This window comes from Roseomonas genomospecies 6 (assembly GCF_008365375.1).
In the GTDB taxonomy this organism is placed as follows: domain Bacteria; phylum Pseudomonadota; class Alphaproteobacteria; order Azospirillales; family Azospirillaceae; genus Azospirillum.
In genome coordinates, this window is the sequence record NZ_QOKW01000008.1 from 117551 (window position 1) to 140874 (window position 23324).

Genomic DNA, 23324 nt, shown 5'->3' on the forward strand with positions numbered 1-23324 from the left:
GTCAGTTGGGCTTGGTCTTGTCGGTCTGAGCGTTCCCGTTCTGCTGTTGCCTTTTGAACTCCTCGTAGGATTGGTCGGCCAATCCGCGCAGCGAGCGCCCGATGGCTGCGTACTCGTACTCGTTCAGATTGGCCAGCGAGGCGCGGGCGGCGGGCTGCTGGGTGCCGAAGCCCTTGCCCGGCAGCAGGACGATGCCGGTTTCCGCAGCGATGCGGAACAGGAGATCGCCCGGGTTGAGCTTCGCCTTCACCCAGGCCGCGTATTCCGGGCCGTACAGCTTCAGCGCGATGGTCTCCATGTCGAGAAGCGTGTAATAGGCCACCTCGTTCGGGTCGGATTGCGTCGGCAGGCCCAACTCGCGATACAACGCGGCTTCACGCCGGCGGATGACCTTCTTCAGCTCGGCCTTGTAGCCGTCCTGCTCGTCCATCAGGGCGAACAGGGAGAACATGACCATCTGCACCTGTTGCGGGGTGGACAGCCCGGCGGTGTGGTTCAGCGCCACGGTGCGGCTGTCGGCGACCAGCCGGTCGATGAAGCGCAGGCCGCGCACGTCCGGCACCAGCGATCCGTACCGGCGGTCGAGCGCCACCTTCCGGTCCTCCGGCAGGCCGGCGATCTGCCGATCGCAGACATTCTGCTTGTGGGTGGCGATGACGCCCAGCCGCCAGCCGGTTGCTCCGAAATACTTGGAGAAGGAATAGACCAGCATGGTGTTGTAGGGGCAGACGGCGAACAGCGACCGGAAATCGTCCGCGAAGGTCCCGTACACATCGTCCGTCAGGATGATCAGGTCCTTCCGGTCGTTCCCCACGATGCCGGCGATGCGTTCGAGGCTGCGGTCGTCCATCCTGACCGAGGGCGGGTTGCTGGGATTGACGCAGAAGAACACCTTGATCGCCGGGTCCTTCAGCTTGTCCAGTTCGGAATCCGGGTACTGCCAGCCCTGGGCCGGGTTAGCGTTGATGGCGACCTCCGTCAATCCGTATTCGTCGAGTTCCGGGATTTCGATGTAGGGGGTGAAGACGGGCAGGCCGATGGCGACCTTGTCCCCCCGCTCGATGAGCCCGTTCTGTTTCATCGAATTGAAGATGTAGGTCATCGCCGCGGTGCCGCCCTCGACCGCGAACAGATCCACGCTGCCGGGCGGCAGAAAACCGCCGACCATCTCCTTCACCACGTAATGCCGTACGATATCCTCGCTGATCGACAGCATGCGCGGCGGAACGGGGTAGTTCGCCCCCAGCACCCCTTCCACCATCTCATGCAGGAAGCCGGAGCCCGACAGGCCGAGCTGGTCGCGCACGTAGCTCAGCGCGCGGCCGAGGAACACGACCCCCTCCTGGTCGCGGTGTTCCGAAATGTAGCGTTCGAACCGGCCCTCGATGCCCTCGATCCGCGGCAGGCCGCCGACCCCGTTCGGCATGTAGGAGAAGGACAGTTCGGCCTCCGCCACGGCGAACAGTCCCAGCCGGAAGAAGGCCCGGCGCGGCAGGGTCGCCAGGAAGTTCGGGTTGCCGCGCCCCGCGTTCAGCATCAGCCGGTTCTCGCGGCTGGAGGCGAGCTTGATCAGTTCGTCCTTCAGTTCGAAGGGGCTGAGCTTCTCGTATCGGCTGTAATCGATCGAGTCCATCACGGGATCTCCTCGTCTGAATTACAAGTCGTCTGGATTACACGAAGGCCACCACCAGCGGCCCCAGCAGGGTCAGGAAGACGTTCGCCAGCGCGTAGGTGATGGCGAAGGGGACGGTCGGGATGGAGTTGCCGGCCTTGTCGAGCACCTCGCCGAAGGCGGGGTTGGCGCTTCGCGATCCGGCAAGCGCGCCGGCGAAGATGGCCGTGTTGTCGTAGCGCAGCAGGTAGCGCCCGACGAGCAGGGTGATGATCATCGGCAGGAGCGTCACGACCACGCCGACCAGGAAGATGCTCAACCCGCTCTCGACCACGGTGCTCACGGCCTGCCGGCCGGATTGCAGGCCGACCACGGCGACGAAGCCGGCCAGGCCCAAGTCGCGCAGAAGCGTGGACGCCGGTGTCGGCATGTTGCCGATGGCGAGGTTGCGGGTGCGGTACCAGCCGAACAGCAGTCCGGCCAACAGGGCGCCTCCGCCGCTGCCCAGCGTCAGCGGAATGTCGCCGATGCGCACCACGGCCAAGCCGACGAGCAGGCCCAGCGCCAGACCCAGGCCGTGGTAGATGAAGTCCGTCTTGTCGCTTGGGATGACTTCCGTTCCCACCGACTTGGCGACGCGCTGAACGTCCTCCGCGGTGCCGTAGAGCGTGGCGACGTCGCCGGCCTCGATCACCGTGTCGGGAGCGAGCGGCAGCGGCTGGTCGCTCCGCTTGATGCCGGTCACATAGACGCCGTGGTACAGGTTGGTCGAGGATGCCTTGCGGATCTCGGCGACGGTGCGGTGGGCGAAGGCGGGGTTGGTGATGGCCACGTCCCGCACCAGCATGATGAGGTCCATGCCCTGTGAGGACTGAAGCTCCGGGCCGAGCCGGTCGGCAAGGCCGACCACCCCGGCCCGTCTCCCGACCAACAGAACGACATCCCCGGCCTCCAGCCGCAGATCCCGCTGCGACCCGATCAGCGCGTTGTTGCGCTTCACCCGCTCGACGCTGACGGGACCATCGGCGGACTCCGCCTCGATCTCCGCCACCGTCCGCCCTGCCGCACGTTCGATGCGGTAAAGACGCCCGACCAGGGCCGGCATGGCGTGTTCCTCGCCCCGCGCCAGGAAATGGGCGCCGGCCAGCATCGCGGTTTCCGCCTTGATGGCGTCGTCGCGGATGCCGCGCTTCATGATCCAGGGCAGCAGGTTTACGCAGACCAGAATGGCGCCGAACGATCCGAAAATGTAGGTGACGGCATAGCCGACCGCGACGTTGCCCTGGAGGCGCTGCACCTCCTCCGCCGGCAGCCCAAGCTTGCCGATGGCCGAACTGGCCGTGCCGATGATGGCCGATTGGGTCAGCCCGCCGGACGCGATGCCCGCGGCCAGACCTTTGTCGAGGCCGGTCAGGCGGGCCATGATCACGACGGTGAGCAGGCCGCTGACCGCCAGGACCACCGCCAGGACGATTTCCCGGATCGACTGCCGGCCGAGCGATTGAAAGAATTTCGGACCGCTTTCGAACCCGACCGCATAAATGAACAAAGCGAACAGAATGGACTTGACGCCGTTGTCGATCGATACGCCGATCTGGCTGATCACCACGGCGACCAGCAACGATCCGGCGACGCCACCGAGCTGGAACTTACCGAACTGAAACTTGCCGATCCAATAGCCCCCCGCCAGGGAGAGAAACAACGCGATCTCCGGAGCCTGATTGACGATGGAATGAAGCCATGACATGGGAACTCCCTCGAAAGATTCCTCTCCTGCGTGCATCGCAAGACCAGGAATTGTTCAAGTGAGATGGCAATGCGATCGCGAGGTCAAGGCGCGAGGCGTTTGCCGATAAGAGACAACATTACCGGTAATGCGACACGATTTCGGGCGATGGGTATTTTCGTTTTGTTTGTTTACAGTGCTTTGCGAGTGAGCGTGGATGAATATTTGATTTCATTGGTGGGGTGCCTCGTCCAATTTGGCGCTGCGCGAACCATTCCAGGAGAGGTTGGACGCAACGCATGGCGGTAGCACTTCCGGCAACGCCATCACCGTCTTCGTGGCCGGGCGGGGCCGCCCCGTTCCCGCCGTTACCCATCGCGCCCGGCCCACGTTACCGGAATGACCCATCCCAACGGCGCATTCCCAGAAAATTCGCGTCCGAACGGTCTGGCACGCGGATTGCTCTAGCAGCGCGCAGAAAAACACTGGGAGGAACCATCCTATGTCTCGCACGCTGCACGGCGTCGCGGCCGCTCTGGCCGTCCTTCTCGCTTCCGGCACCGCCGCCTTCGCCCAGGACCTGTCGGGCAAGCTGGTCGTCGTCACCTCCTTTCCGAAGGACCTGACCAGCGCCTTCCAGCAGGCGTTCCAGAAGGCCCACCCGAAGGTCACGGTGGAAATCCTGAACCGCAACACGAACGCGGGTGTGAAGTATCTCCAGGAGACGGCGTCGAACAACGGCACCGACCTGTTCTGGGCCTCCGCCCCCGACGCCTTCGAGGTTCTGAAGGGCGCCAACCTGCTGCAAGCCTACAAGCCGAAGGTCGAAGGCATTCCGGAGAAGGTCGGCGCCTATCCGATCAACGATCCGGAGGGCATGTACGCCGGCTTCGCCGCCTCGGGCTACGGCATCATGTGGAACAGCCGCTACATGAAGGCCAACGATCTGCCGGCCCCCAAGGAATGGTCGGACCTCGCCAAGCCCGTCTATTACGACCATGTCGCCATCTCCGCTCCGTCGCGCTCCGGCACCACGCACCTGACCATCGAGACCATCCTCCAGGGCGAGGGCTGGGAGAAGGGCTGGCGGACCAACAAGGAGATCGCCGGCAACTACCGCACCATCACCGAGCGCAGCTTCGGCGTGCCGGACGGCGTGAATTCCGGCAGCTTCGGCATCGGCATCGTGATCGACTTCTTCGCGCTGTCGTCCCAGGCGTCGGGCTTCCCGGTGGAGTTCGTCTATCCCACGGTCACCACCATCGTGCCGGCCAACATCGGCATCGTGAAGAACGCCCCCAACAAGGCCGCCGCCGAGAGCTTCGTGGACTTCATCCTGTCGCCGGAAGGCCAGGAAGTCCTGTTGCAGCCGGCGATCCGCCGCCTGCCGGTCAACCCGGCCACCTACGCGAAGGCCCCCGCCGACTACCCGAACCCGTTCAAGGATACCTCGCTGGGCTCGCAGGTGAACTTCGACGTCGAGGTGTCGCAGGCCCGCTACAACGTGGTTGACGCGCTGTTCGATCAGCTCATCACCTTCCAGCTCGACGACCTGAAGGCGGCGACCCGCGCCATCCATCAGGCCGACGCCGCGCTCGCCAAGAAGCCCAACGACAAGGGCAAGGCGCTGCTGGCCGAGGCGCGCGACCTCGTCGCCGCCATGCCGGTGACCGCCCAGGAGGCCGCCGACCCGCAGCTTGCCGGCGCCTTCACGGTGGAGCGCAAGAGCGCCACCGACGCCGTGCCGGAGCGTCAGGCGCAGGTGGAGCAGAAATGGGCCGCCTTCGCGAAACAGAACTACGCCGCCGCCCGCAAGAAGGCCGAAGAAGCCCTGGCGCTGGCCCGCTGATCCGAACCCGAGCATGACCGGCGGGGCGCTCCACGCGGGCGCCCCGCCCAATCCCCCGATACATTGGGCTGAACCATGACGTCTCTTGCGCTCACGCGCGAAAGCTTCGCGCGCGTGCGGCCGGGGCCGGCGGTGGCGGCGGTGCTGATCGCGCTGTTCCTGCTGCTGTTCCTCGTCGTGCCGGTGGTCCAGGTCATCTTCGTCGCCTTCCAGGACAAGACGACCGGGGCCTTCACGCTGGTCAACTTCGCCGACTTCTTCCGCAACGACCTGTTCATGCGGTCGTTCTGGAACTCCTTCTACGTCTCCGCCATGTCGGTGGTGGTGGCGAGCGCGCTGGCCCTGCCGCTGGCCTATCTGACGACGCGGTTCGAGTTCCGCGGCGCCGTGCTGATCCAGAGCCTGGGCATCATCCCGCTGATCATGCCGCCCTTCATCGGTGCGGTGGCGATGCAGCTTCTGTTCGGGCGCAACGGCACGGTCAATCTGCTGCTGCGCGACCATTTCGGCGTCTCCATCCCGTTCATGGAGGGGCTGAACGGCGTCATCTTCGTGCAGAGCATCCACTATTTCCCGTTCATCCTCATCAACCTGTCGGCCAGCCTGAAGAACATCGACCGGGCGATGGAGGAGTCCGCGCAGAATCTCGGCTGCCACGGCTTCCGGCTGTTCCGCCGCATCGTCTTCCCGCTGGCGATGCCCGGCTACGTCGCCGGCGCGTCGCTGGTCTTCATCAAGGTGTTCGACGACCTCGGCACGCCGCTGCTGTTGAACGTCAACGACATGCTGGCGCCGCAGGCGTACCTGCGCATCTCGTCCATCGGCATTTCGGACCCGATGGGCTACGTGATCTCGGTGGTGCTGATCGTCTGCTCGCTGCTGGCCCTGTGGGTGTCGGCGCTGGCGATGAAGGGCAAGGACTACGCGACCGTCCAGCGCGGCGGCGGCGGGCTGGCGCGGCGGCGCTTGAAGCCGCTGGAGAAGGTTGTGGCCTATGGGGTCGTGCTGCTGATCCTGGTGCTGGTGCTGGCGCCGCACATCGGCCTGACGCTGCTGTCCTTCGCGACGATCTGGTCCTTCAGCCCGTTCCCCGACGCCTTCACGATGAAGCATTACGGGACCGTCTTCCTGGAGAGCGGCCAGTACATCACCAACACGCTGCTCTACGCCTCGCTGGCCGCACTGCTGGACGTGGTGATCGGCACGGCCATCGCCTATCTGGTCCTGCGCAGCAAGCTGCCGGGCCGGCAATGGCTGGACTACATCGCCATGGCGGCGCTGGCGGTGCCGGGCGTGGTGCTGGGCATCGGCTATCTGCGCAGCTTCTACGACGTGCCCATGCCCTTCACCGGGCAGCCGCTGTCCGGTTTCTGGCTGATCCTGGTCTTCGCGCTGGCGATCCGCCGCCTGCCCTACGCGCTGCGCGCCTGCACGGCGGCGTTGCAGCAGGTCAGCAACTCGCTGGAGGAGGCTGCCGAGAATCTGGGCGCCACCAAGCTGCGCACCATCAGCCGGGTGGTCGTGCCGCTGATGTCCGGCGGCATCCTGGCCGGCTTCGTCACCAGCTTCGCCACCGCGGCGGTCGAGCTGTCGGCGACCATCATGCTCGTCCATTCGCAGAGCGACGCGCCGCTGGCCTACGGCCTCTACGTCTACATGCAGTCGGCGGCCGGGCGCGGTCCGGGGGCGGCGCTGGGCGTCTTCGCCGTCGTCATCGTCGGGCTGGGCACCTACCTGTCGCACGTCATCATCGAGCGGGGCCGGCGCGAACGCGGCCAGGACCATTGAGGGGAACCGCCACCATGAACCATCAATTCTCCCCCGCCTCCCTGGCCGCCGGAATGGAGAGCGTCGGCGTCCGCATCGACGGGGTGGACCTGTCCTACGGCAGCCACCGCGTGCTGAAGGACATCCATCTGGACATCAAGCCGGGCGAGTTCTTCGCCTTCCTCGGCCCGTCGGGCTGCGGCAAGACCACGCTGCTGCGTCTGATCGCCGGCTTCAACATCGCGCAGCGCGGGCAGGTCACCATCGGCGGGCGCGACATCTCGGGCCTGCCGGCGCACAAGCGCGACGTCGGCATGGTGTTCCAGAGCTATGCGCTGTGGCCGCACATGACGGTGCGCCGCAACGTCGCCTTCGGGCTGGAGGAGCGGCGCGTGCCCCGCGCGGAGATCGAGCGGCGGGTGGACGCGGCGCTCGACCTCGTCGGGTTGAGGCATCTGGCCGACCGCCGCCCGTCGCAGCTTTCCGGCGGCCAGCAGCAGCGCGTCGCGCTCGCCCGCACCATCGTGATCGAGCCGAAGGTGCTGCTTCTGGACGAGCCGCTGTCGAACCTGGACGCCAAGCTGCGCGTGCAGATGCGCCAGGAGTTGCTGAGCCTTCAGCGCAAGCTGGGGCTGACCACCATCTTCGTCACCCACGACCAGGAGGAGGCCAACACCATCTGCGACCGCATCGCCGTGATGGAGGACGGCATCGTGCAGCAGGTGGGCACCCCGCAGGAACTGTACGACCACCCGGCCAACCTGTTCGTCGCGAACTTCCTCGGCACCGCCAACGTGCTGGAAGGGCAGGTGCGTGCTCTGGACGGCGGCGGCGCAGCCTTCGTGGTGGACGGGATCGCGCCGATCCCGCTGCCGCAGGGCGTGGAGCCGGGCGCCGAAGGCAAGCTGATGTTCCGTCCGCAGAATCTCTCCATCCGTCAAGGGGATGAGCCGGTGCGCCCGGGCCATGTCCGGCTGACGGGCGTGGTGCGGCATCGGGAGTTCCTGGGCGCCTCGATCCGCTACGCGGTGGACATCGGGGGACAGCAGGTGCAGGTTGACGCCCCGCACCAGGCCGGGGACGCGCTGCTGCCGACGGACCGGTCCATCACCCTCGACCTCGCGGCCGACAAGGCCCGCTTCCTGCGCCGATAGGAGCCGCATTCCGGTGACCAGCCTTCCCAACCGCATACCATTTCGTGCCGTCGCCTTCGACCTGGACGGCACGCTGGTGGACAGCGCCGCCGACCTGATGCACGCCTCCAACGCTTTGCTGGCCGAACTGGGCCGCCCGCCGGTCGATCTGCCGGCGGTGCGCTCCTTCATCGGCGACGGGGCGGCCAAGCTGGTGGAGCGCATCCTGGCCGCCACCGGCGGCCTGCCCGGGCCGGAGGAGACGGCGGCGCATCTCCGCCGTTTCCTCGCCATCTACGAGGCCGACCCCAGCGCCCACAGCGCGCTCTATCCCGGCGTGGCGGACACGCTGACGGCCCTGGCGGGGGCCGGGCTGACGCTGGGGGTCTGCACCAACAAGCCGATGGTGGCGACCCGGCGGCTGCTGGCCGACCTGGGCATCGCCGACCGGTTCGCGGCGGTGGTCGGCGGGGACAGCTTCGCCACCCGCAAGCCCTCGCCGGAACCGGTGCTCGGCCTGCTCGCCCTCATGGATGTCCGGCCCGAGGAGACCGCCTTCGTCGGCGACAACGAGCATGACGTGGCCGCCGCCCGCGCCGCCGGGGTGGCGCGGGTTCTGGTGCTGCGCTATGGCTACGCGCGGGTGCCGCTCGACAGCCTTCCCCATGACGGCATCCTGGAACGCTTCGGCGACCTGACCGGGGCGCTGTCCGCGGCATCGGCATGTTGAACCGTCTCGTCTTCTGCCGGCATGGGGAGACGGAAAGCAACGTCGGCGGCTGGCTGGCCGGATCGCGCGACGTGGCGCTGACCGACCGCGGGCGGGCGCAGGCCCACGCGGCGGCGGCGGCCCTGGCCGCCCAGGGGGCTCCGGTCGCGGCCATTCATTCCAGCCCGCAACGGCGCGCGCTGGAAACCGCAAGCATCATCGGCGAGGCGCTGGACCTCCCGGTGACCACCGTCCCCGGCCTGGAGGAACGGCGCTGGGGCGCGCTGGAAGGCGAAGCGGTGCCGGCGGATCTGCTGCGTCCGGAGGTTCCGGGAGGCGAAAGCCTCGTCGCCTTCCAGGCGCGGGTGACCGCGGCGCTGGACGGATTGCCCGTTCCGGCGGACGGGCGGCCCCCGCTGGTCGTGGCGCACGCCGGCACATGGCACGCTCTGTGCCGCTGGATGGGCATCGACCCGGACACGCTCTGGCCGCCCAACGCGGCCCCCGTAACCCTGACGCGGCGTCACCCTGACGCGGCAAGAGCGGCGTTGACGCGCATCGCGCGGTCCAACTCCCGCTCCAGCGTCTGAGCGCGATGCGCGGCGGTGTGGCCTTTCAGAATCCGCCGCCGCGCCCGTTCCCCCATTGCCCGGCGCGCCGTCTCGTCCATCCCGTGGAGGGCGTCCAGGACGTCGTCGGAGTTGCGGGCGAGGATGATCTCGCGGCCCGGCTCCAGCAGCGCGTCGAGGCCGTCCCAAACGTCGGAGATGATCGGGGTGGCGCAGGCGGCGGCCTCGAACAGCCGGACGCTGGGGCTGTGGCCGGCGCGGATCATGTCCGCGCGTGTGATGTTCAGGGTGAAGCGGCTGGCCGCGTAGAAGGCGGGATGCCCGGCGGGAGGAACGTGATTCAGCCGCTCGACGTTTTCGGGCCAGGCGATGCCGTCGGGGTATTGCGGACCGGCGACGACGAAGCGCCGCGACGGCGCCCGTCGGGCCGGTTCCAGCAACAGCCGTTCCAGGGCCGGCTGCCGGTCGGGGCTGTGGGTGCCGAGATAGCTCAGATCCCAGCGCTTTGGCGTGGCAAGCGGCGCGTAGGCGTCGGCATCCACGGAGCAATGAAGCGCGCGCGCCGCCGGTGAGCCGTAGCGGGACTCCAGCCGCTCCAGCGTCGGCCCGCCGGTGAAGGAGAAATACACGTCGTAGCCGGGGATGAGGGCGGGGGAGAGATACTCCTCGTCGCCGCGCTCCAGCTTCGCCAGGGTCACCGGCGTGTCGATGTCGTAGAAGGCAACGACTCCCTGCGCTGTCTCCTGCGCCCAACGGCCGACGGCGACCCCCTCGGGGACGTAGGAGCCGACGAGCACGGCGTCGGCCTCCGCGACCGCTCCGGCCCAGCGCCGCAGGTCGGGGAAATCCCTGTAGAAGACCAGCCGGCAATAGGCGGGATCGGCGAGATCGCGGTTCTGCGCGTACCAGGGAACGTCGCGCTCCAGGAACAGGATGTCGTGGCCGCGCGCGGCGAACGCCTTCAGAAGGGCGCGGAAAGTGGTGGCGTGGCCGTTGCCCCAGGAGGAGGACAGGCTCAGCCCCAGGACGACGAGCTTCACGCCGCGCTCCTTTCCCGCAGGGCCGCCAGGGATTCGCGCAGCAGCAGGTCCACCTCCGCGCCGCGCCGGGCGTAGGTGTGTTCGGCGAGGGTGCGCCGCCGCGCGGCGGCGCCGATGGCGCGGGCGCGGGCCGGGGTGAGGGCGCGCAAATGGTCGGTGACGTCCTGGCCGTCGCGGGCGACGAGGATCTCCTCGCCCGGGGTGAGGAACAGCTCCACCCCCTCCCAGGCGTCGCTGATCAGGCAGGCGGCGGCCCCGGCGGCCTCGAACACCCGCGTGGCGGGGGAGAAGCCGACCTCGGCCATGCTGTCGCGGGCGATGTTCAGGACCGCCAGAGCCGAGCCGTTGAAGGCGTTGTGGTCCGCGGTGCCGACATGGCCGATGTGGGTGACGTTGCCCGGCATCCCCTTCGTCTCCCAGCCGCTGCCGCCGATGATGTAGCGCCCCTGCGGGTTGCCCGCGGCGGGCTCCAGGAAGAAACGCTCCACCCGCGCCTCGCGGTCGGGCAGCCGGTTGCCGAGGAAGCCGAGATCGGCGGCGAAGCGCGGCTGGGCCGGGGCGGGGTGATGCGTCGCCGGGTCCAGCGCGTTGTAGATGGGCCGGCAGAGGCGGGCGCCCATCGCCTCGTAGGCGGACACCACCGGCTGTCCGCCGCCGTAGGTCAGCACGGCGTCGATCCGCGGCAGCCGGCGGCGCAGGGGATGGTCCGGCGTCTGGCGAAGCTCCGCCAGGGTGGCGGGGGCATCGACGTCCCAGTAGATGCGCAGGGCGCGGGGACCGGCGGCGTCCATCACGCCGTCGAGCAGTTCGTCGTCGAAGACGCCGACACCGTTCGCCTTCACCACCACGTCGGCCTCGGCGGCGCGGGCGATGACGGCGCGGCAGGCGTCGGGCGTGGCCTCGTACACCACGACCCTGGCCCAGCCGGGCGGCTCGATGTCGCGGTGCTTCTGGCGGTCGAAGGCGTCGGGTTCGTAGAAGGTGACGTCCCAGCCCCTCTTGGCGAGTTCGCTCAGCATGCCGCGGTAATAGGTGGCGGCGCCGTTCCAGTAGGAGGACAGCAGGCTTGAACCGTAGAAGGCCATCTTCATCGGACGGGCTCCAGGCTGGAGGATGGGGCAGGCGCGCCGGTCAGGGCCGCGGCGATGGCGAGCAGTTCGGCGGCGCGGTGGGCGCAGGTGTGGCCGGCGCGGATCGTCTCCAGGCCGTTGCGGACCAGCGCCGCGCGGAGGCCGGGGTCGCCGTCCACGGCGCGCAGGTGCGCCGTCATCTCGGCGCCGTCGCGCGCGATCAGGAAGTCCGTTCCCGGCCGGAACAGCCCTTCGCAATCGCTCCACGGCGCGCTGACCAGCGGGATGCCGCAGGCCAGCGCCTCGAAGACGCGGATGGTCGGGATGCCCGGCAGGGCTTCGACGTAGAAGCGGCGCGGCACATGGACGGTGACGCGATGGTGGGCGAAGACCGCGGGGACGCGGGCGTTGGGCAACCAGCCCCCGTAGGCGATGCCGCGTCGCTCCAGCGTCGCCAGGGCGGCGGCGGGATAGCGCACGCCGTGGACGTCCAGGGGCAGGCCGGCGGCACGGGCGGGGGCGAACAGGAAGCGCTCCAGTTCCTCCGTCCGCTCGCCGTCGCCCCAATTGCCGATCCACACCGCGCCGCGCCGCGGTTCCTCCTCCGGTGGCGGGTGGAACAGCCGTGTGTCGGCGGCTTCGTGCCAGACGAAGACACGGTCCTTCCAGCCCCAGCGCCGGTACACGGCGGCCAATGTCTCGCCGAAGGCCAGGACGCCGTCGTACCCGGAGAGATCGAAGGCCGTGATGGCCCCCGGATCGCTGACCGCGCGGTGGTGCGTGTCGTGGAACAGCAGGCGGAAGCGCCCACCCTGAGTCCGCGCCCGCCCGACCGCCGCGACGAGCGCCGGGTCGTTCCATTCATGGACGAGGACCAGATCGGCCCCGTCGCACAACGCCGCCGCGTCGGCGCCGGGCGCGCAGGTCCGGGAGGCGAGGTCCGGATAGGCGGCCCGGTAGGCCGCAAGCCCCGCGTCCCCATGATCGGCCAGCAGGTTCCGCAGGCTCCACGCGCCCTCCGGTTCGAAGACGCGGACCTCGTGGCCGAGCCGGATCAGCTCCCGCAGGACGCCGCGCAGGAAATGGGCGTTGCCGTGGTTCCAGCAGGACGCCAGCGAATGGGTGAAGTAGACGATCCTCACGCGACGGCCTCCCTGCGGGCGGCGGTTGGGGCGCGGCGCGCCAGGACACTGCGGTAGAGGCCTCGCATGCCGGTGGCCATCGGCTCCAGGCCGTATCGCCCGGCCCTGAGCCGCGCCGCCGCGCCGAGGCTGCCGGCTTCCGCCGGATCGTCCAGCAGGCGGCGGAGCGTGGCGGCGAGCGCCGCGCTGTCCCTCGGCTCCACGAAGAGGGCGGCGCCGTCCCACAGCTCGCGGAAGGTCGCGATGTCGGACAGCACCAGCGCGCAGCCGGCCTGGGCCGCCTCCAGAACCGTCAGGCCGAACGGCTCGTAGAGCGCCGCGGAGGCGAAGACCGGCGCCCGTGCCAGCCACGCCGCGACCGACGCCGCGTCGATCCGCCCCAGCGCTCTGGCGTGGCGCAGGCTCCGGCGGTTCCCGCCCGGCCCGTCCAGCGGCCCGGCGGCGATCACCGGCGCGTTTAGCAGCGCTGCCGCCGCGTCCAGCGCCGCGATGTTCTTGCCGTCGTCCCACAGACGCCCGGCGGTGAAGACGAAACGTTCCCGCCCGTCCGGCGCGCCGTCCACGGGGGGGCGGCGGCCATTGCGCACCACGACCGGCGGCGGCAGGCCATAGGCGGCGGCGGTGGCCTGAGCGAGGGCGGCGGTCGGCGCCGCCAGCGCATCGCAAGCCCGGTAGCCGCGCGCCAGAACCTCGGTCCGCCAGCGGAAATCGCCGGGCATGGCACCGCCGTCCACGGCGGCCCACCAGGTCGCCAGACAGGAGTGGCAGACCCCGACGACCGGAACCATGAAACCGGCGTCCGCCGCCAGGGCCGGGCTGTTGATGTGGACGAGATCGACGCCCAGCCGCCGGGCGAGCGCGCCCAGCGCCTCGGCGCCGCGCCGGATCGCGGCGGGGTCTTCCGCCATCCAATCCAGCGGCAGTCCGGTGTCGATCAGCTCCAGGCCGGGGATGACGCCCGCCGCCGCGGTCTGGTCCGGCTGCGGGGACGGCCCGAGCACCGCGAGCGTGACCCGCAGGCCGTCCGCCGATAGCTCCTGCGCAAGGTCGAGGGCGTAGGTCCACACGCCGCCCACGCTGTCCGCCGTCATCATCAGATGCGCAGGGGCCGCCGGGGGCGTTACCGGCAACCGCATGCGGCCTCCAATTCACGCAAGGGCAGGGGTTCCTCCTCCTGGATGTCGCTCAACCGCGCGAATTGGCGGAGATAGTGCTCGTGCGCCCGCTCCCACGCCCGCTCGTCCGGCTCGCCCCACAGGCGGCGGTAATCGGGGGAGGCGGGGTAGGGGTAGAGCGGCACCGGATCGTTGGCCCAGACCCCGGCGCCGCGCAGCCTTTCGCGCCATCGCGCGACCAGCCCGCCGTCGTCGCCGGCCATGGCGATCAGGTTGGCCTGGACGAAGGGCACGCTGCGCCGGGCGTGGATCAGGCGGTCGGCCAGCTCGTCCGTGCTCATGCGGCAATTCTTGTCGAGCGCGGCGCGCCCCTCCTCGGTCAGGCTTTCCACCCCGGCCTCGATCGACACGCAGCCGGCGGCCCCCAGCAGGTCCAGCAGGTCGGGTTTCCACAGGTCGATGCGGGTCTGGATGCCGAACGCGACCGGGCGTTCCACCAGAGCTTCCAACAGGTCGCGGCGGGGCAGGAAGATCTCGTCGATGAAATAGACGTAGCGCACCCCGGTGGCGACCAGCCGGTCGATCTCCTCCAGCACGATGGCGGTGTCGCGGCGGCGGTATTGATCGCGGAAGTCGATCTTGGCGCAGAAGGAGCAGCGGTAGGGGCAGCCGCGCGACGCCTCCACCTCGGCCCCCGCGCCGACCGCTTCGGTGCCGTAGCGGTGGTGATGGTGGCGGTGGCGATCCAGCCATTCGGCGGGCCAGGACAGAGCGGGGAGATCGACGAAGCGGCTGGCGTGTGGACTCCCGGTGACGACGGTTTGGCCGTCGCGGCGGAAGGCCAGAGCCGGAACGCCGTCCAATTCCGCCTTTTGGAGGTGAAGTCGGTCGGCGAGCCGGAGCAGGATTTCCTCGCACTCCCCCCGCACGACCACATCCACGCCCAGTTTGCCCAGCGCCGCGCCGGGCGTGGTCGATCCATGCGGCCCGACCGCGACGGTCCGTCCGCCGCGTCCGTCCAGCGCCAGCAGGAAATCGCGGGGGACCCGCAACTCCGGCGGTGCGCAGCGCCAGAACAGATAGGTCGGCGCGGTCGTCACCACGGTCATGCCCGGCGCGAAACCGGCCACCCGATCCGCCAGTTCGGCGTTCGACAGTCCCCCCAACAGGCCGTCGAGCAGCAGGACCTCATGCCCGGCCCGCTCCAGCAGCGCCTTGCCGTAGCCCAGTTCGAGGGGAAGATGCGCCTCGCGGCAGCCGAAATAGACGCTGTGCGCGAAGCTCCAGGCCGGATTGACCAGCGCCACCCGCATCACGCCGCCTCCACCGGGGCCGCTCCGGACCGGCGGCTCATGCCACCAGCCCCCGCGCTTCGAGTTCGCGGCGGGCTTCGGCGACACGGTCCTGCGCCTCCTGCCGGGCGACCCAACCGGCGAGTTCGGCCAGCCCCCCGGCGAAGTCCTGCCGCCGTTCGTAACCGAGGACGGCCCGCGCCTTGGTCAGGTCGGGGATGTTGTGGCGGATGTCCCCGGCGCGCGTCTGGCCGGTGATCTCCGGCGTCAGGTCGGGCCGGCCCATCGCGGCGGCCTGGAGCCGCGCCACCTCCTCCACGCTGCGGTCCTCGCCGGACCCGATGTTGAAGACCTCGCCGTTGGCCGCCGGATGGTCCAGCGCCAGCAGAAAGGCGCGCGCCACGTCGCGGACATGCACGAAGTCGCGCCGTTGCCGGCCGTCCTCGAAGATCATCGGGCGCTGTCCGTTGGCGATGCGCGCGGCGAAGATCGCCAGCACCCCGGTGTAGGGATTCGACAGCGCCTGCCCGGGGCCGTAGGCGTTCCACAGCCGCAGCGCCGTCCCTTCCATCCCGTATTGCGCGGTGAGCGTGAGGGTCAGCCGCTCCTGAACATATTTGCCGATGGCGTAGACGGACCGCAGCGCCGGGCGCTTGCTCTCCGGCGTCGGGACGGGGATCAGGGGTTTGCCGTCGGAATCGAGCGGGTCCCAGGAGCCGTCCGGGTTGCGGGCGCCGCGCACCACATCCTCCATCAGCGCGCCCCCGGCGGTCCGGTAGAGCCCCTCGCCGTAGACGCTCATCGAGGAGGCGACCACCACCCGGCGGACCGGGCGGTCGATCAGCCGCTGGAACAGCACCGCCGTCCCATGATCGTTCACCGAGGTGTAGCGGTCCACCGCATACATGCTCTGGCCGACTCCGACCTCGGCGGCGAGGTGGATCACCGAATCCACCCCCTCCAGCGCCTGCCCGACCATGGCCTCGTCGCGGATGTCCCCGGTCAACAACTCGGCGTCCGGGGCCAGTTCGGCGGGCCGTGTCCGATTGGGATGAACCTGCGCGATCAGACTGTCGAGAACCCGAACCCGGTCGCCGCGGGCGAGCAGTGCGCCGGTGACGTGCCGACCGATGAAGCCGGCGCCACCGGTGACGAGAACGGTTTCTCCCACATGTCCCTCCAGCCGATAAACGATGCTGCCAGCCGTTGAGGCCGTTTTCCTTAAAGAATACGACTTCACGTTTTGTGTATGCAGAAAGTCACAACGCGCCCTGAGGCAAGAGCGGCTGGACAGCAACAAGAATAACAGCGTTATTTAAGTTTCGACACCTCATCCAAAAGACGTGGTCACATCGGACGATCTTCCAGCGATTCTTTTTCGCGGCTACAAATATCCTGTCATCCCACCTGAAATGCGCTCTTCAAAAGGAGAATTTCGTGACGGGAAACAAGCTGCGGGTGGCGATTGCCGGCGTCGGGAACTGCGCTTCATCCTTCGTGCAGGGCATCTGCCACTATGCCGATGCGCAGGCCGCCGACGCTCAGGCCAATCAGGCGCCCCCCGGGCTGATGACCCTCGATCTCGGCGGCTACCGGGTCGGTGACATCGACATTTCCGCCGCCTTCGACGTGAGCGCCGCCAAGGTCGGGCGGGATGTGTCCGACGCCATCTTCGCCCCTCCGAACAACACCTGCCGCTTCGCGACGCCGCGCGCGTCGGGCGTCCGCGTGGAGCGCGGCCCAACACTGGACGGCATCGGCCGCTATCTGGTCGGCGACATCGAGGAGTCGGAGGAGGCGCCGGTCGCCGTCGCCGAGTCCCTGCGCCGGTCGGGAACGGATATACTGGTGTCCTATCTGCCGGTCGGTTCGCAGCGGGCGACCGAATTCTATGCCGAGCAGGCGCTGGAGGCCGGCTGCGCCTTCGTCAACTGCATCCCCGTCTTCATCGCCTCCGACCCGGGCTGGGCCAGGCGGTTCGAGCGGCGCGGCCTGCCCATCATCGGCGACGACATCAAGAGTCAGGTGGGCGCCACCATCATCCACCGCACGCTGGCGAACCTGTTCCGCGAGCGCGGCGTCCGGCTCGACCACACTTACCAACTGAACTTCGGCGGCAACACCGACTTCAAGAACATGCTGGAGCGCGAGCGGCTGGAATCGAAGAAGATTTCCAAGACCCGCGCCGTCACCAGCCAGTTGGACGTGCCGCTCGACCCGGACGACGTCCACATCGGTCCCAGCGACCATGTTCCCTGGCTGGCCGACCGGAAATGGGCGCACATCCGGCTGGAAGGCACCGCCTTCGGGGGCGTGCCCCTGAGCGTGGAGCTGAAGCTGGAGGTCTGGGACAGCCCGAACTCCGCCGGCATCGTGATCGACGCGGTGCGCTGCGCCAAGCTGGCGCTGGACCGCAAGATGGCCGGGCCGCTGGTCGGGCCGTCGAGCTACTTCATGAAGTCGCCGCCCGAACAGTTCACCGACCAGGAGGCGCGCGAGCGCACCCTGCGCTTCATCGCGGGGGACGCGGCGGACGGCCCGCGCTTTCGGGCGTGAGCGGCCTCGTGGAAACGATCCTGCTCCTGCTCCGCCACGCGTCGCACGACCGGTTGGGCTCCGTGCTGTGCGGGCGCATGCCCGGCGTGACGCTGAGCGAGGCGGGCCGGCGCGAGGCCGACGCGCTTGCCTTTGCATTGGCGCGGCACCGGCTCGCCGCCGTGCTGTCCAGCCCGATGGAGCGCGCGGTGGAAACGGCGGTCTCCGTCGCCACGTCGCAGGCGCTCTCCGTGGAGGTGGATGAGGATCTCAACGAACTGGACCTCGGCGCCTGGTCCGGCATGCGCTTCGAGGCTCTGCGCGGCGATCCGGCTTGGGAGTTGTGGAACCGCGCGCGGTCGCACGCCCGTCCGCCCGGGGGCGAGACGATGTTGGAGGCGCAGGCCCGGATGGCGCGCTGCATCGGGCGGCTGCACCGCCGCTTCGCTGGCCGGACCGTCGCGCTGGTCAGCCACGCCGACGTCATCAAGGCGGCGCTGGCCCATGCCCTGGGGCTTTCCGCGGATTTCCACGCCCGGTTCGAGATCGCTCCGGCGTCCCGCAGCGTGCTGATCGCCGGGGAATGGGGGCTGAAGGTCCACAGCATCAACGAGGCGCCGGCATGACCCGTCTGACGGCCGACCAGATCCGCGCGCGGATCGCCGCGCTGGGCGACTGGTTCCACAACATCGACCTGAACGGCGTGAGCACGGCCCCCGACCATTTCCTGCACGATTACCCGAACGTGAAATGGCGGCGGTTCGCCCATGCGGTGCCGGAGGACCTGAGCGGCCTGACCGTGCTCGACATCGGCTGCAACGGCGGCTTCTACTCCATCGAGATGAAGCGGCGCGGCGCGGCGCGGGTGGTGGGGATCGACAGCGACGACCGCTATCTGGCGCAGGCGCGCTTCGCCGCCGAGGTGACCGGCCAGGACATCGAATTCCACAAGCTGTCGGTCTACGACGTGGCGCGGCTGGGCGAGCGGTTCGACGTCGTCCTGTTCATGGGGGTCCTCTACCATCTGCGCCACCCGCTGCTGGCGCTGGACCTGATCCACGAGCACGCCGCGCGCGACCTGATGATCTTCCAATCCATGCAGCGCGGTTCCGAGGCGGTCGAGCCGGTGCGGGCCGATTACGCCTTCGACGAGCGGAATCATTTCGACGCGCCCGGTTATCCGAAGCTGCATTTCATCGAACACCAGTATTCCGCAGACTGGACGAACTGGTGGGTCCCGAACGCCGCCTGCGCCGAGGCCATGCTGCGCGGCGCCGGCTTCCGGATCGTCGGCCATCCGGAACAGGAGGTCTATGTCTGCCGCCGAGCCGCGCGGCCGACGGAGGCGGGGGCCGTCTATCCCGCCCGGTCCCCCGCCACCACGCCGCCAGTTGGACAGATATTAGCCGGGCAGGCACCGGAGAACAACGCCAGGACGGGAAGTCGGGGATGATCGAAGCCGCCAAAATCTGGAACGAACCCAACAACAAGTCCCACTGGGACCCCGCTCTCGATCCGGAATGGGACCTGTTCGCCCGCATGACCATCCTGGCCGGGCAGGCGATCCGGGCGGAGAACGGCGCGCTCACGCGCGTGCTGGGCGGCATCTCGCCCATCGACCCGTCCTTCATCCGCCGCCTGGAGGAGCGCGGCGCGCTGGACCATGTGGATGTGGTGGCGGTGCACGGCTTCCCGCTCGACTGGAATCTCTGGCAGATCCGGGAATGGCCGGAGAAGATCGAGGAGATCCGCGCCGTCACCGGCAAGCCCATCTGGGTGACGGAGGCCGGCGTCTCCTCCTTCGGCGCGGAGGAGGTGCAGGCCTGGGGCGTCACCCGCACCGCCGAGCTGCTGATCGGCCGGGTGCCGCGCATCCACTGGTACAGCCTCTACGACCTGCCCAGCAATTGGGAGGCGACGACGCGCCACAAGGAGGCGGAGGGCTCCTCCTACTACCGCCATTTCCACATGGGGCTGCTGCGGGCGGACGGCACGCCGAAGCCGGCGCTCGACGCCTACGCGCCCTACGCGGCGGAGATGGGGCTCTGCCAGTGGTTCCATTTCGAGGACCACCGGCTGGACGAGGCGGTCGCCTGGATGAGGCGGCTGGGCGTGCGGCACCTGCGCACCGGCCTGTCCTGGGCCGACAGCTTCCGGCCGAACGCGCTCGCCTGGTTCGACCGCCAGATGGAAGCGCTGGCCGATTTCGACGTCACCGTGACCTTCTGCTTCACGCCGGAGCATCGCGGGATCGAACCCCACCACACCAGTCCGCCCCAGGTCGCCGAGGAGTTCGCGGACTTCTGCGCCGCCATGGTCCGGCGCTACGCCGGCGCCGCACCGGTGTCTGCTCCGCCCTCCCTGCTGGCGCTGGGGTAGGGACGTCACGGCGCCTGTGGGGTCTCCTCGCTCTTGCCCTTGCGCGCCCGGCTGGGCATCTCGCCGAACTGCGCCTTGAACTCGCGGGAGAAATGGGCGGCGTCGGCGAAGCCGCTGTCGAAGGCGATCTCGGTGATCGTCCGGCGCGTGTTCTCCAGCAGCCACCGCCCGTAATCCAGGCGCAGCCGGCGCTGGAAGGCCGACGGCGACACGCCCAGCGCCGCCTGGAAGGAGCGTTCGAGTTGCCGCGCGCTGACGCCGACGTAGCGGGCGATGGCCTCGACGGAGGGCGGGGAGTCCAGCCTCTGCTCGATGAAATGGGACGCCTGACGGACGCGGGCGTCGGTCACGCCGTCCAGATTCGCGTAGAAATGCGCCTGCGGCAGGGCGCCGGAGCGGATGTCCTGGAGCATCATGTGGCGCACGGCCTGCCGCGCCTTCTGCCCGCCGCAGTGCCGCCCGACGAGGTAGAGGCCGAGATCGATGGCCGCCGTCGAGCCGGCGCAGGTGATCAGGTCGCCCTCGTCGATGAACAGGTGGTCGACCGAGGCGTTGACGGTCGGGAAGCGCTCCCGGAAGGTGTCCAGCACGTTCCAGTGGACGCAGACGCGGCGGGTGCCGACCAGACCGGCGCGGGCGATGGCGAAGGTTCCCGTGCAGACTCCCAGCAGCCGGACCCGCTGCGCCGCCACCGCGCGCAGATAGGCGGTGACCGGTGCCGGCACCTCGTTCCGGTAATCGTTGCCGCCGCACACCGCGACATAGTCGAAGGGGGCCGGAAGCAGCAGGTCGCTGTTGGGGGACACCAGCACGCCGCAGCTCGACCGTCGGGGCTGCCCGCCGACGCTCATCACCGTCCAGCTTGCGTCGATCTGCCGGCTGCGCCCGCCGAGGTCGGCGGCGAGCCGGAGCGCGTCGATCAGGCCGGAAAAGGCCGTCAGCGTGAACTGGTCGAGAAGGACGAAGCCGATGCGCAACCGGGGATCGGTGACGGGATCGGGAGTGGTGTCGCTCTTACGGTCGGGGGCGTCCGGCATGTCGGAAATATTCAAGGATTCGGCAGCATTCTTCTATCGGAAAATGGGCCCGGACCATTAGCTTTCGAATGAACCATGGCTCTGACGCCCGTTGGACCGACACCATGAAGGAACCGGTCATGACCCATCTGCGCACCGCCAGTCGTCCCGCCGCCCGCACCTCCGCACATAAGGCCGCCCGGAAAGCCGTCCTGTCCGCCGTCCTGGCGGCGGGCGTTTCCGCCTTCGCCCTGCCCGCCGCGGCGCAGGGCGAGATCCGCGTCGCCTGGTACGGCGGCAATTGGGGCGAGGCCTTCCGCACCTGCGTCGCGGAACCCTTCACCAAGGCGACCGGCGTCCGCGTCGTGCCGGAGATCGGCACCTCGACCGTGACCCTCGCCAAGCTTCAGCAGCAGAAGGACGCGCCGACGCTCGACGTCGCCTACATGGACGGCGGCATCAGCGAAATGGCGCAGGCGGCGGGCGTGCTGGACGCCATCGACCCGGCGGGCGTGCCGAACCTGTCCAAGGCGACGCCGGAGGCGGTCTACAAGGCGGACGGGTCGGTCTTCGCCGTGGGGTCCGGCTACTACTCGCTGGGCCTGACCTACAACACCAAGGAGGTCAAGACCCCGCCGACCTCGTGGAACGACCTGTGGAAGCCGGAGTTCGAGGAGGCGGTGACGATCCCGTCGCCGGCCAACTCCTCCGGCGTGCCCTTCATCATGTTCCTGAACCGCATCTGGGGCAACCCGGCGGGCGACCTGTCCAAGACCTTCGCGAAGCTGAAGACGCTGAAGACCGCGCTCTACTTCGACAGCTCGGGGGCGGCCAGCAACGCCTACCAGAGCGGCGAGGCGGTCATCGGCGCCCATTTCAACGTCGGCGCCTGGGATCTGGCGGACAAGGGCCTGCCCATCGGCTTTGCCGTCCCGAAGGAAGGCGTGTGGGCCACCGACGCCCGCCTGCATCTGGTGAAGAACGCCCCGCACAAGGCCGACGCCCAGCGCTTCATCGACACCGCCCTGACCCCGCAGGCGTCCGCCTGCCTGGCGGAGAAGCTCTATCTCGGCCCGGCGGTGCAGGGCGTGTCCGTGTCGCCGGAGGTCGAACGCAAGCTGCCCTGGGGCGTCGGCGGATCGGTCAAGAATCTCCAGCTCTTCGACTGGGCGGACATCAACCGGGACCGCGCGGCGATCACCGACGCCTGGAACCGCGAACTCGCGCGCCAGTGAACCGCAGCCGCGAACCGCAGCCAGTGAACGCAGCCAGCCGGGGGCTTTCCATGCCTGACGCCTTGCTCTCCATCCGCGCCATCGACAAGCATTTCGGCGCCTACCACGCGCTGAAGGACGTGTCGCTGGACGTCGCCCACGGTGAGTTCGTCGCCCTGCTGGGGCCGAGCGGCTGCGGCAAGACGACCCTGCTGCGCTGCATCGCCGGCTTCCTCTCCCCCGATTCCGGCACCATCCGGATCGGCGGGGAGGACGTGACGCGGCTGCCGCCCCACCGGCGCCCGCTGAACACGGTGTTCCAGCACTACGCCCTGTTCCCGCACATGAGCATCCTCGACAACGTGGCCTACGGGCCGCGCCGTCACGGGGTGGCGCGGGGCGAGGCGCTGGAGCGCGCCCGCGAGGCGCTGGAACTGGTCGGGCTGGACTCCGCTGCGGGCCGCTTCCCACGCGAATTGTCGGGCGGTCAGCAGCAGCGCGTCGCCCTGGCGCGGGCCTTCGTCAACCGCCCGAAGCTCCTCCTGCTCGACGAGCCCTTGAGCGCGCTCGACCTGAAGCTGCGCAAGCGAATGCAGATCGAGCTGAAGCATCTCCAGGAAAAGCTCGGCATCGCCTTCGTGTTCGTGACCCACGACCAGGAGGAGGCGATGAGCATGGCGAACCGCATCGTCGTCATGAACCGCGGCGTGATCGAGCAGGTGGGCGACGGGCGGGCCATCTACACCCGCCCCGCCAGCCGCTTCGTCGCCGACTTCATCGGCGAGGCGAACCTGCTGCCGGGAATGGCGGAAGGGGAGGGCGGGGTGCGGCTGGCCGTCGGATCGGCGCTGCTGCCCCATGGCGGCGCCGACGCACGGCAACGCTACACCGCGGTTCTGCGGCCCGAGCATGTCGAGCTTCTGAACCAGCCGGAGGCGCCGGGCCTGATCACCGACCAGGGCTTCGTCGAGGACGTCATCGACACCGGCGGGCAGACCGTCGTGACGGTGCGCGTGGGCGAGCATCTGTTGGCCAGCCGCCGGCTGGGCATGGCGGGGGAGGGGCTGAATCCGGGGGCGCCGGTCTTCGTCGGCTTCCGTCCGGAGCATGTCCACATGATCGCCGAGCCGGCCTCGCACCGGTCCGGACCATGAGC

General features: G+C 69.1%; 20 protein-coding genes. 11 read left to right on the plus strand and 9 right to left on the minus strand.

Going from position 1 to position 23324, the window contains the following annotated elements; genetic code table 11:
- Position 1: 1 nt before the first annotated feature.
- A complete protein-coding gene (locus DS843_RS12630; protein WP_149469237.1) occupies positions 2-1633 on the minus strand; it encodes a bifunctional aspartate transaminase/aspartate 4-decarboxylase in 1632 nt (543 codons plus the stop codon).
- Between the two features lie 37 nt (positions 1634-1670).
- Entirely contained in the window at positions 1671-3359 is a 1689-nt protein-coding gene (gene aspT / locus DS843_RS12635) for an aspartate-alanine antiporter (protein WP_149469238.1), read from the minus strand.
- A 481-nt stretch (positions 3360-3840) separates the two neighbouring features.
- On the opposite strand from aspT, the gene DS843_RS12640 reads away from it, so the two are divergent.
- The 5 genes from DS843_RS12640 (at position 3841) to DS843_RS12660 (ending at position 9386) form a co-directional block, all read left to right on the plus strand.
- Entirely contained in the window at positions 3841-5187 is a 1347-nt protein-coding gene (locus DS843_RS12640; RefSeq protein WP_149469239.1) for an ABC transporter substrate-binding protein, read from the plus strand.
- Positions 5188-5262: 75 nt separating this feature from the next.
- Positions 5263-6975 (plus strand): ABC transporter permease, encoded by a 1713-nt coding sequence (locus tag DS843_RS12645; protein ID WP_149469240.1) that lies wholly within the window; start codon positions 5263-5265, stop codon positions 6973-6975.
- Positions 6976-6989: 14 nt separating this feature from the next.
- Positions 6990-8108, plus strand: coding sequence for an ABC transporter ATP-binding protein (locus tag DS843_RS12650; RefSeq protein WP_286192072.1), 1119 nt, complete (start codon positions 6990-6992; stop codon positions 8106-8108).
- Between the two features lie 13 nt (positions 8109-8121).
- Positions 8122-8817: a phosphoglycolate phosphatase gene (gph, locus tag DS843_RS12655; RefSeq protein WP_149469242.1), complete on the plus strand. Its 696-nt coding sequence runs from the start codon at positions 8122-8124 to the stop codon at positions 8815-8817.
- Positions 8811-9386 (plus strand): histidine phosphatase family protein, encoded by a 576-nt coding sequence (locus DS843_RS12660; protein WP_149469243.1) that lies wholly within the window; start codon positions 8811-8813, stop codon positions 9384-9386. The genes gph and DS843_RS12660 overlap by 7 nt, the downstream gene beginning before the upstream one ends.
- Here the strand turns inward: DS843_RS12660 and DS843_RS12665 are convergent.
- The 6 genes from DS843_RS12665 to DS843_RS12690 are packed head-to-tail and all read right to left on the minus strand — an operon-like array spanning position 9320 to position 16195.
- Entirely contained in the window at positions 9320-10405 is a 1086-nt protein-coding gene (locus DS843_RS12665) for a CgeB family protein (RefSeq protein WP_149469244.1), read from the minus strand. The genes DS843_RS12660 and DS843_RS12665 overlap by 67 nt on opposite strands.
- A complete protein-coding gene (locus DS843_RS12670; RefSeq protein ID WP_149469245.1) occupies positions 10402-11496 on the minus strand; it encodes a CgeB family protein in 1095 nt (364 codons plus the stop codon). The genes DS843_RS12665 and DS843_RS12670 overlap by 4 nt, the downstream gene beginning before the upstream one ends.
- Complete coding sequence (locus DS843_RS12675; RefSeq protein ID WP_149469246.1) at positions 11493-12617, minus strand: CgeB family protein; 1125 nt, start codon at positions 12615-12617, stop codon at positions 11493-11495. Before DS843_RS12675 ends, DS843_RS12670 begins: the two co-directional genes overlap by 4 nt.
- Entirely contained in the window at positions 12614-13753 is a 1140-nt protein-coding gene (locus tag DS843_RS12680) for a glycosyltransferase family 4 protein (protein ID WP_149469247.1), read from the minus strand. Before DS843_RS12680 ends, DS843_RS12675 begins: the two co-directional genes overlap by 4 nt.
- Positions 13738-15132: a TIGR04295 family B12-binding domain-containing radical SAM protein gene (locus tag DS843_RS12685; protein WP_286192073.1), complete on the minus strand. Its 1395-nt coding sequence runs from the start codon at positions 15130-15132 to the stop codon at positions 13738-13740. The genes DS843_RS12680 and DS843_RS12685 overlap by 16 nt, the downstream gene beginning before the upstream one ends.
- Complete coding sequence (locus DS843_RS12690; RefSeq protein WP_149469248.1) at positions 15083-16195, minus strand: NAD-dependent epimerase/dehydratase family protein; 1113 nt, start codon at positions 16193-16195, stop codon at positions 15083-15085. Before DS843_RS12690 ends, DS843_RS12685 begins: the two co-directional genes overlap by 50 nt.
- Before the next feature lie 266 nt (positions 16196-16461).
- Here DS843_RS12690 and DS843_RS12695 point away from each other — a divergent pair, with 266 nt between their 5' ends.
- From DS843_RS12695 to DS843_RS12710, 4 genes are read left to right on the plus strand one after another with little or no spacing between them, the layout of a single operon-like run.
- Complete coding sequence (locus DS843_RS12695; RefSeq protein ID WP_149469249.1) at positions 16462-17580, plus strand: inositol-3-phosphate synthase; 1119 nt, start codon at positions 16462-16464, stop codon at positions 17578-17580.
- Positions 17581-17588: 8 nt separating this feature from the next.
- Positions 17589-18185, plus strand: coding sequence for a histidine phosphatase family protein (locus DS843_RS12700; protein ID WP_286192074.1), 597 nt, complete (start codon positions 17589-17591; stop codon positions 18183-18185).
- On the plus strand, positions 18182-19012 hold the full coding sequence (locus DS843_RS12705) for a TIGR04290 family methyltransferase (protein ID WP_149469251.1): 831 nt from the start codon (positions 18182-18184) through the stop codon (positions 19010-19012). Before DS843_RS12700 ends, DS843_RS12705 begins: the two co-directional genes overlap by 4 nt.
- Positions 19009-19938 (plus strand): beta-xylosidase, encoded by a 930-nt coding sequence (locus tag DS843_RS12710; protein ID WP_149469252.1) that lies wholly within the window; start codon positions 19009-19011, stop codon positions 19936-19938. Before DS843_RS12705 ends, DS843_RS12710 begins: the two co-directional genes overlap by 4 nt.
- Before the next feature lie 5 nt (positions 19939-19943).
- Here DS843_RS12710 and DS843_RS12715 read toward each other — a convergent pair whose 3' ends face one another.
- A complete protein-coding gene (locus DS843_RS12715; protein ID WP_149469253.1) occupies positions 19944-20975 on the minus strand; it encodes a GlxA family transcriptional regulator in 1032 nt (343 codons plus the stop codon).
- Positions 20976-21094: 119 nt separating this feature from the next.
- Between DS843_RS12715 and DS843_RS12720 the strand changes: the two genes are divergently transcribed.
- The gene (locus tag DS843_RS12720) at positions 21095-22189 is read left to right on the plus strand and encodes an ABC transporter substrate-binding protein (RefSeq protein ID WP_149469254.1); all 1095 of its coding nucleotides are present in this window, start codon (positions 21095-21097) and stop codon (positions 22187-22189) included.
- Positions 22190-22239: 50 nt separating this feature from the next.
- Complete coding sequence (locus DS843_RS12725; protein WP_149469255.1) at positions 22240-23322, plus strand: ABC transporter ATP-binding protein; 1083 nt, start codon at positions 22240-22242, stop codon at positions 23320-23322.
- Positions 23323-23324: the final 2 nt, after the last annotated feature.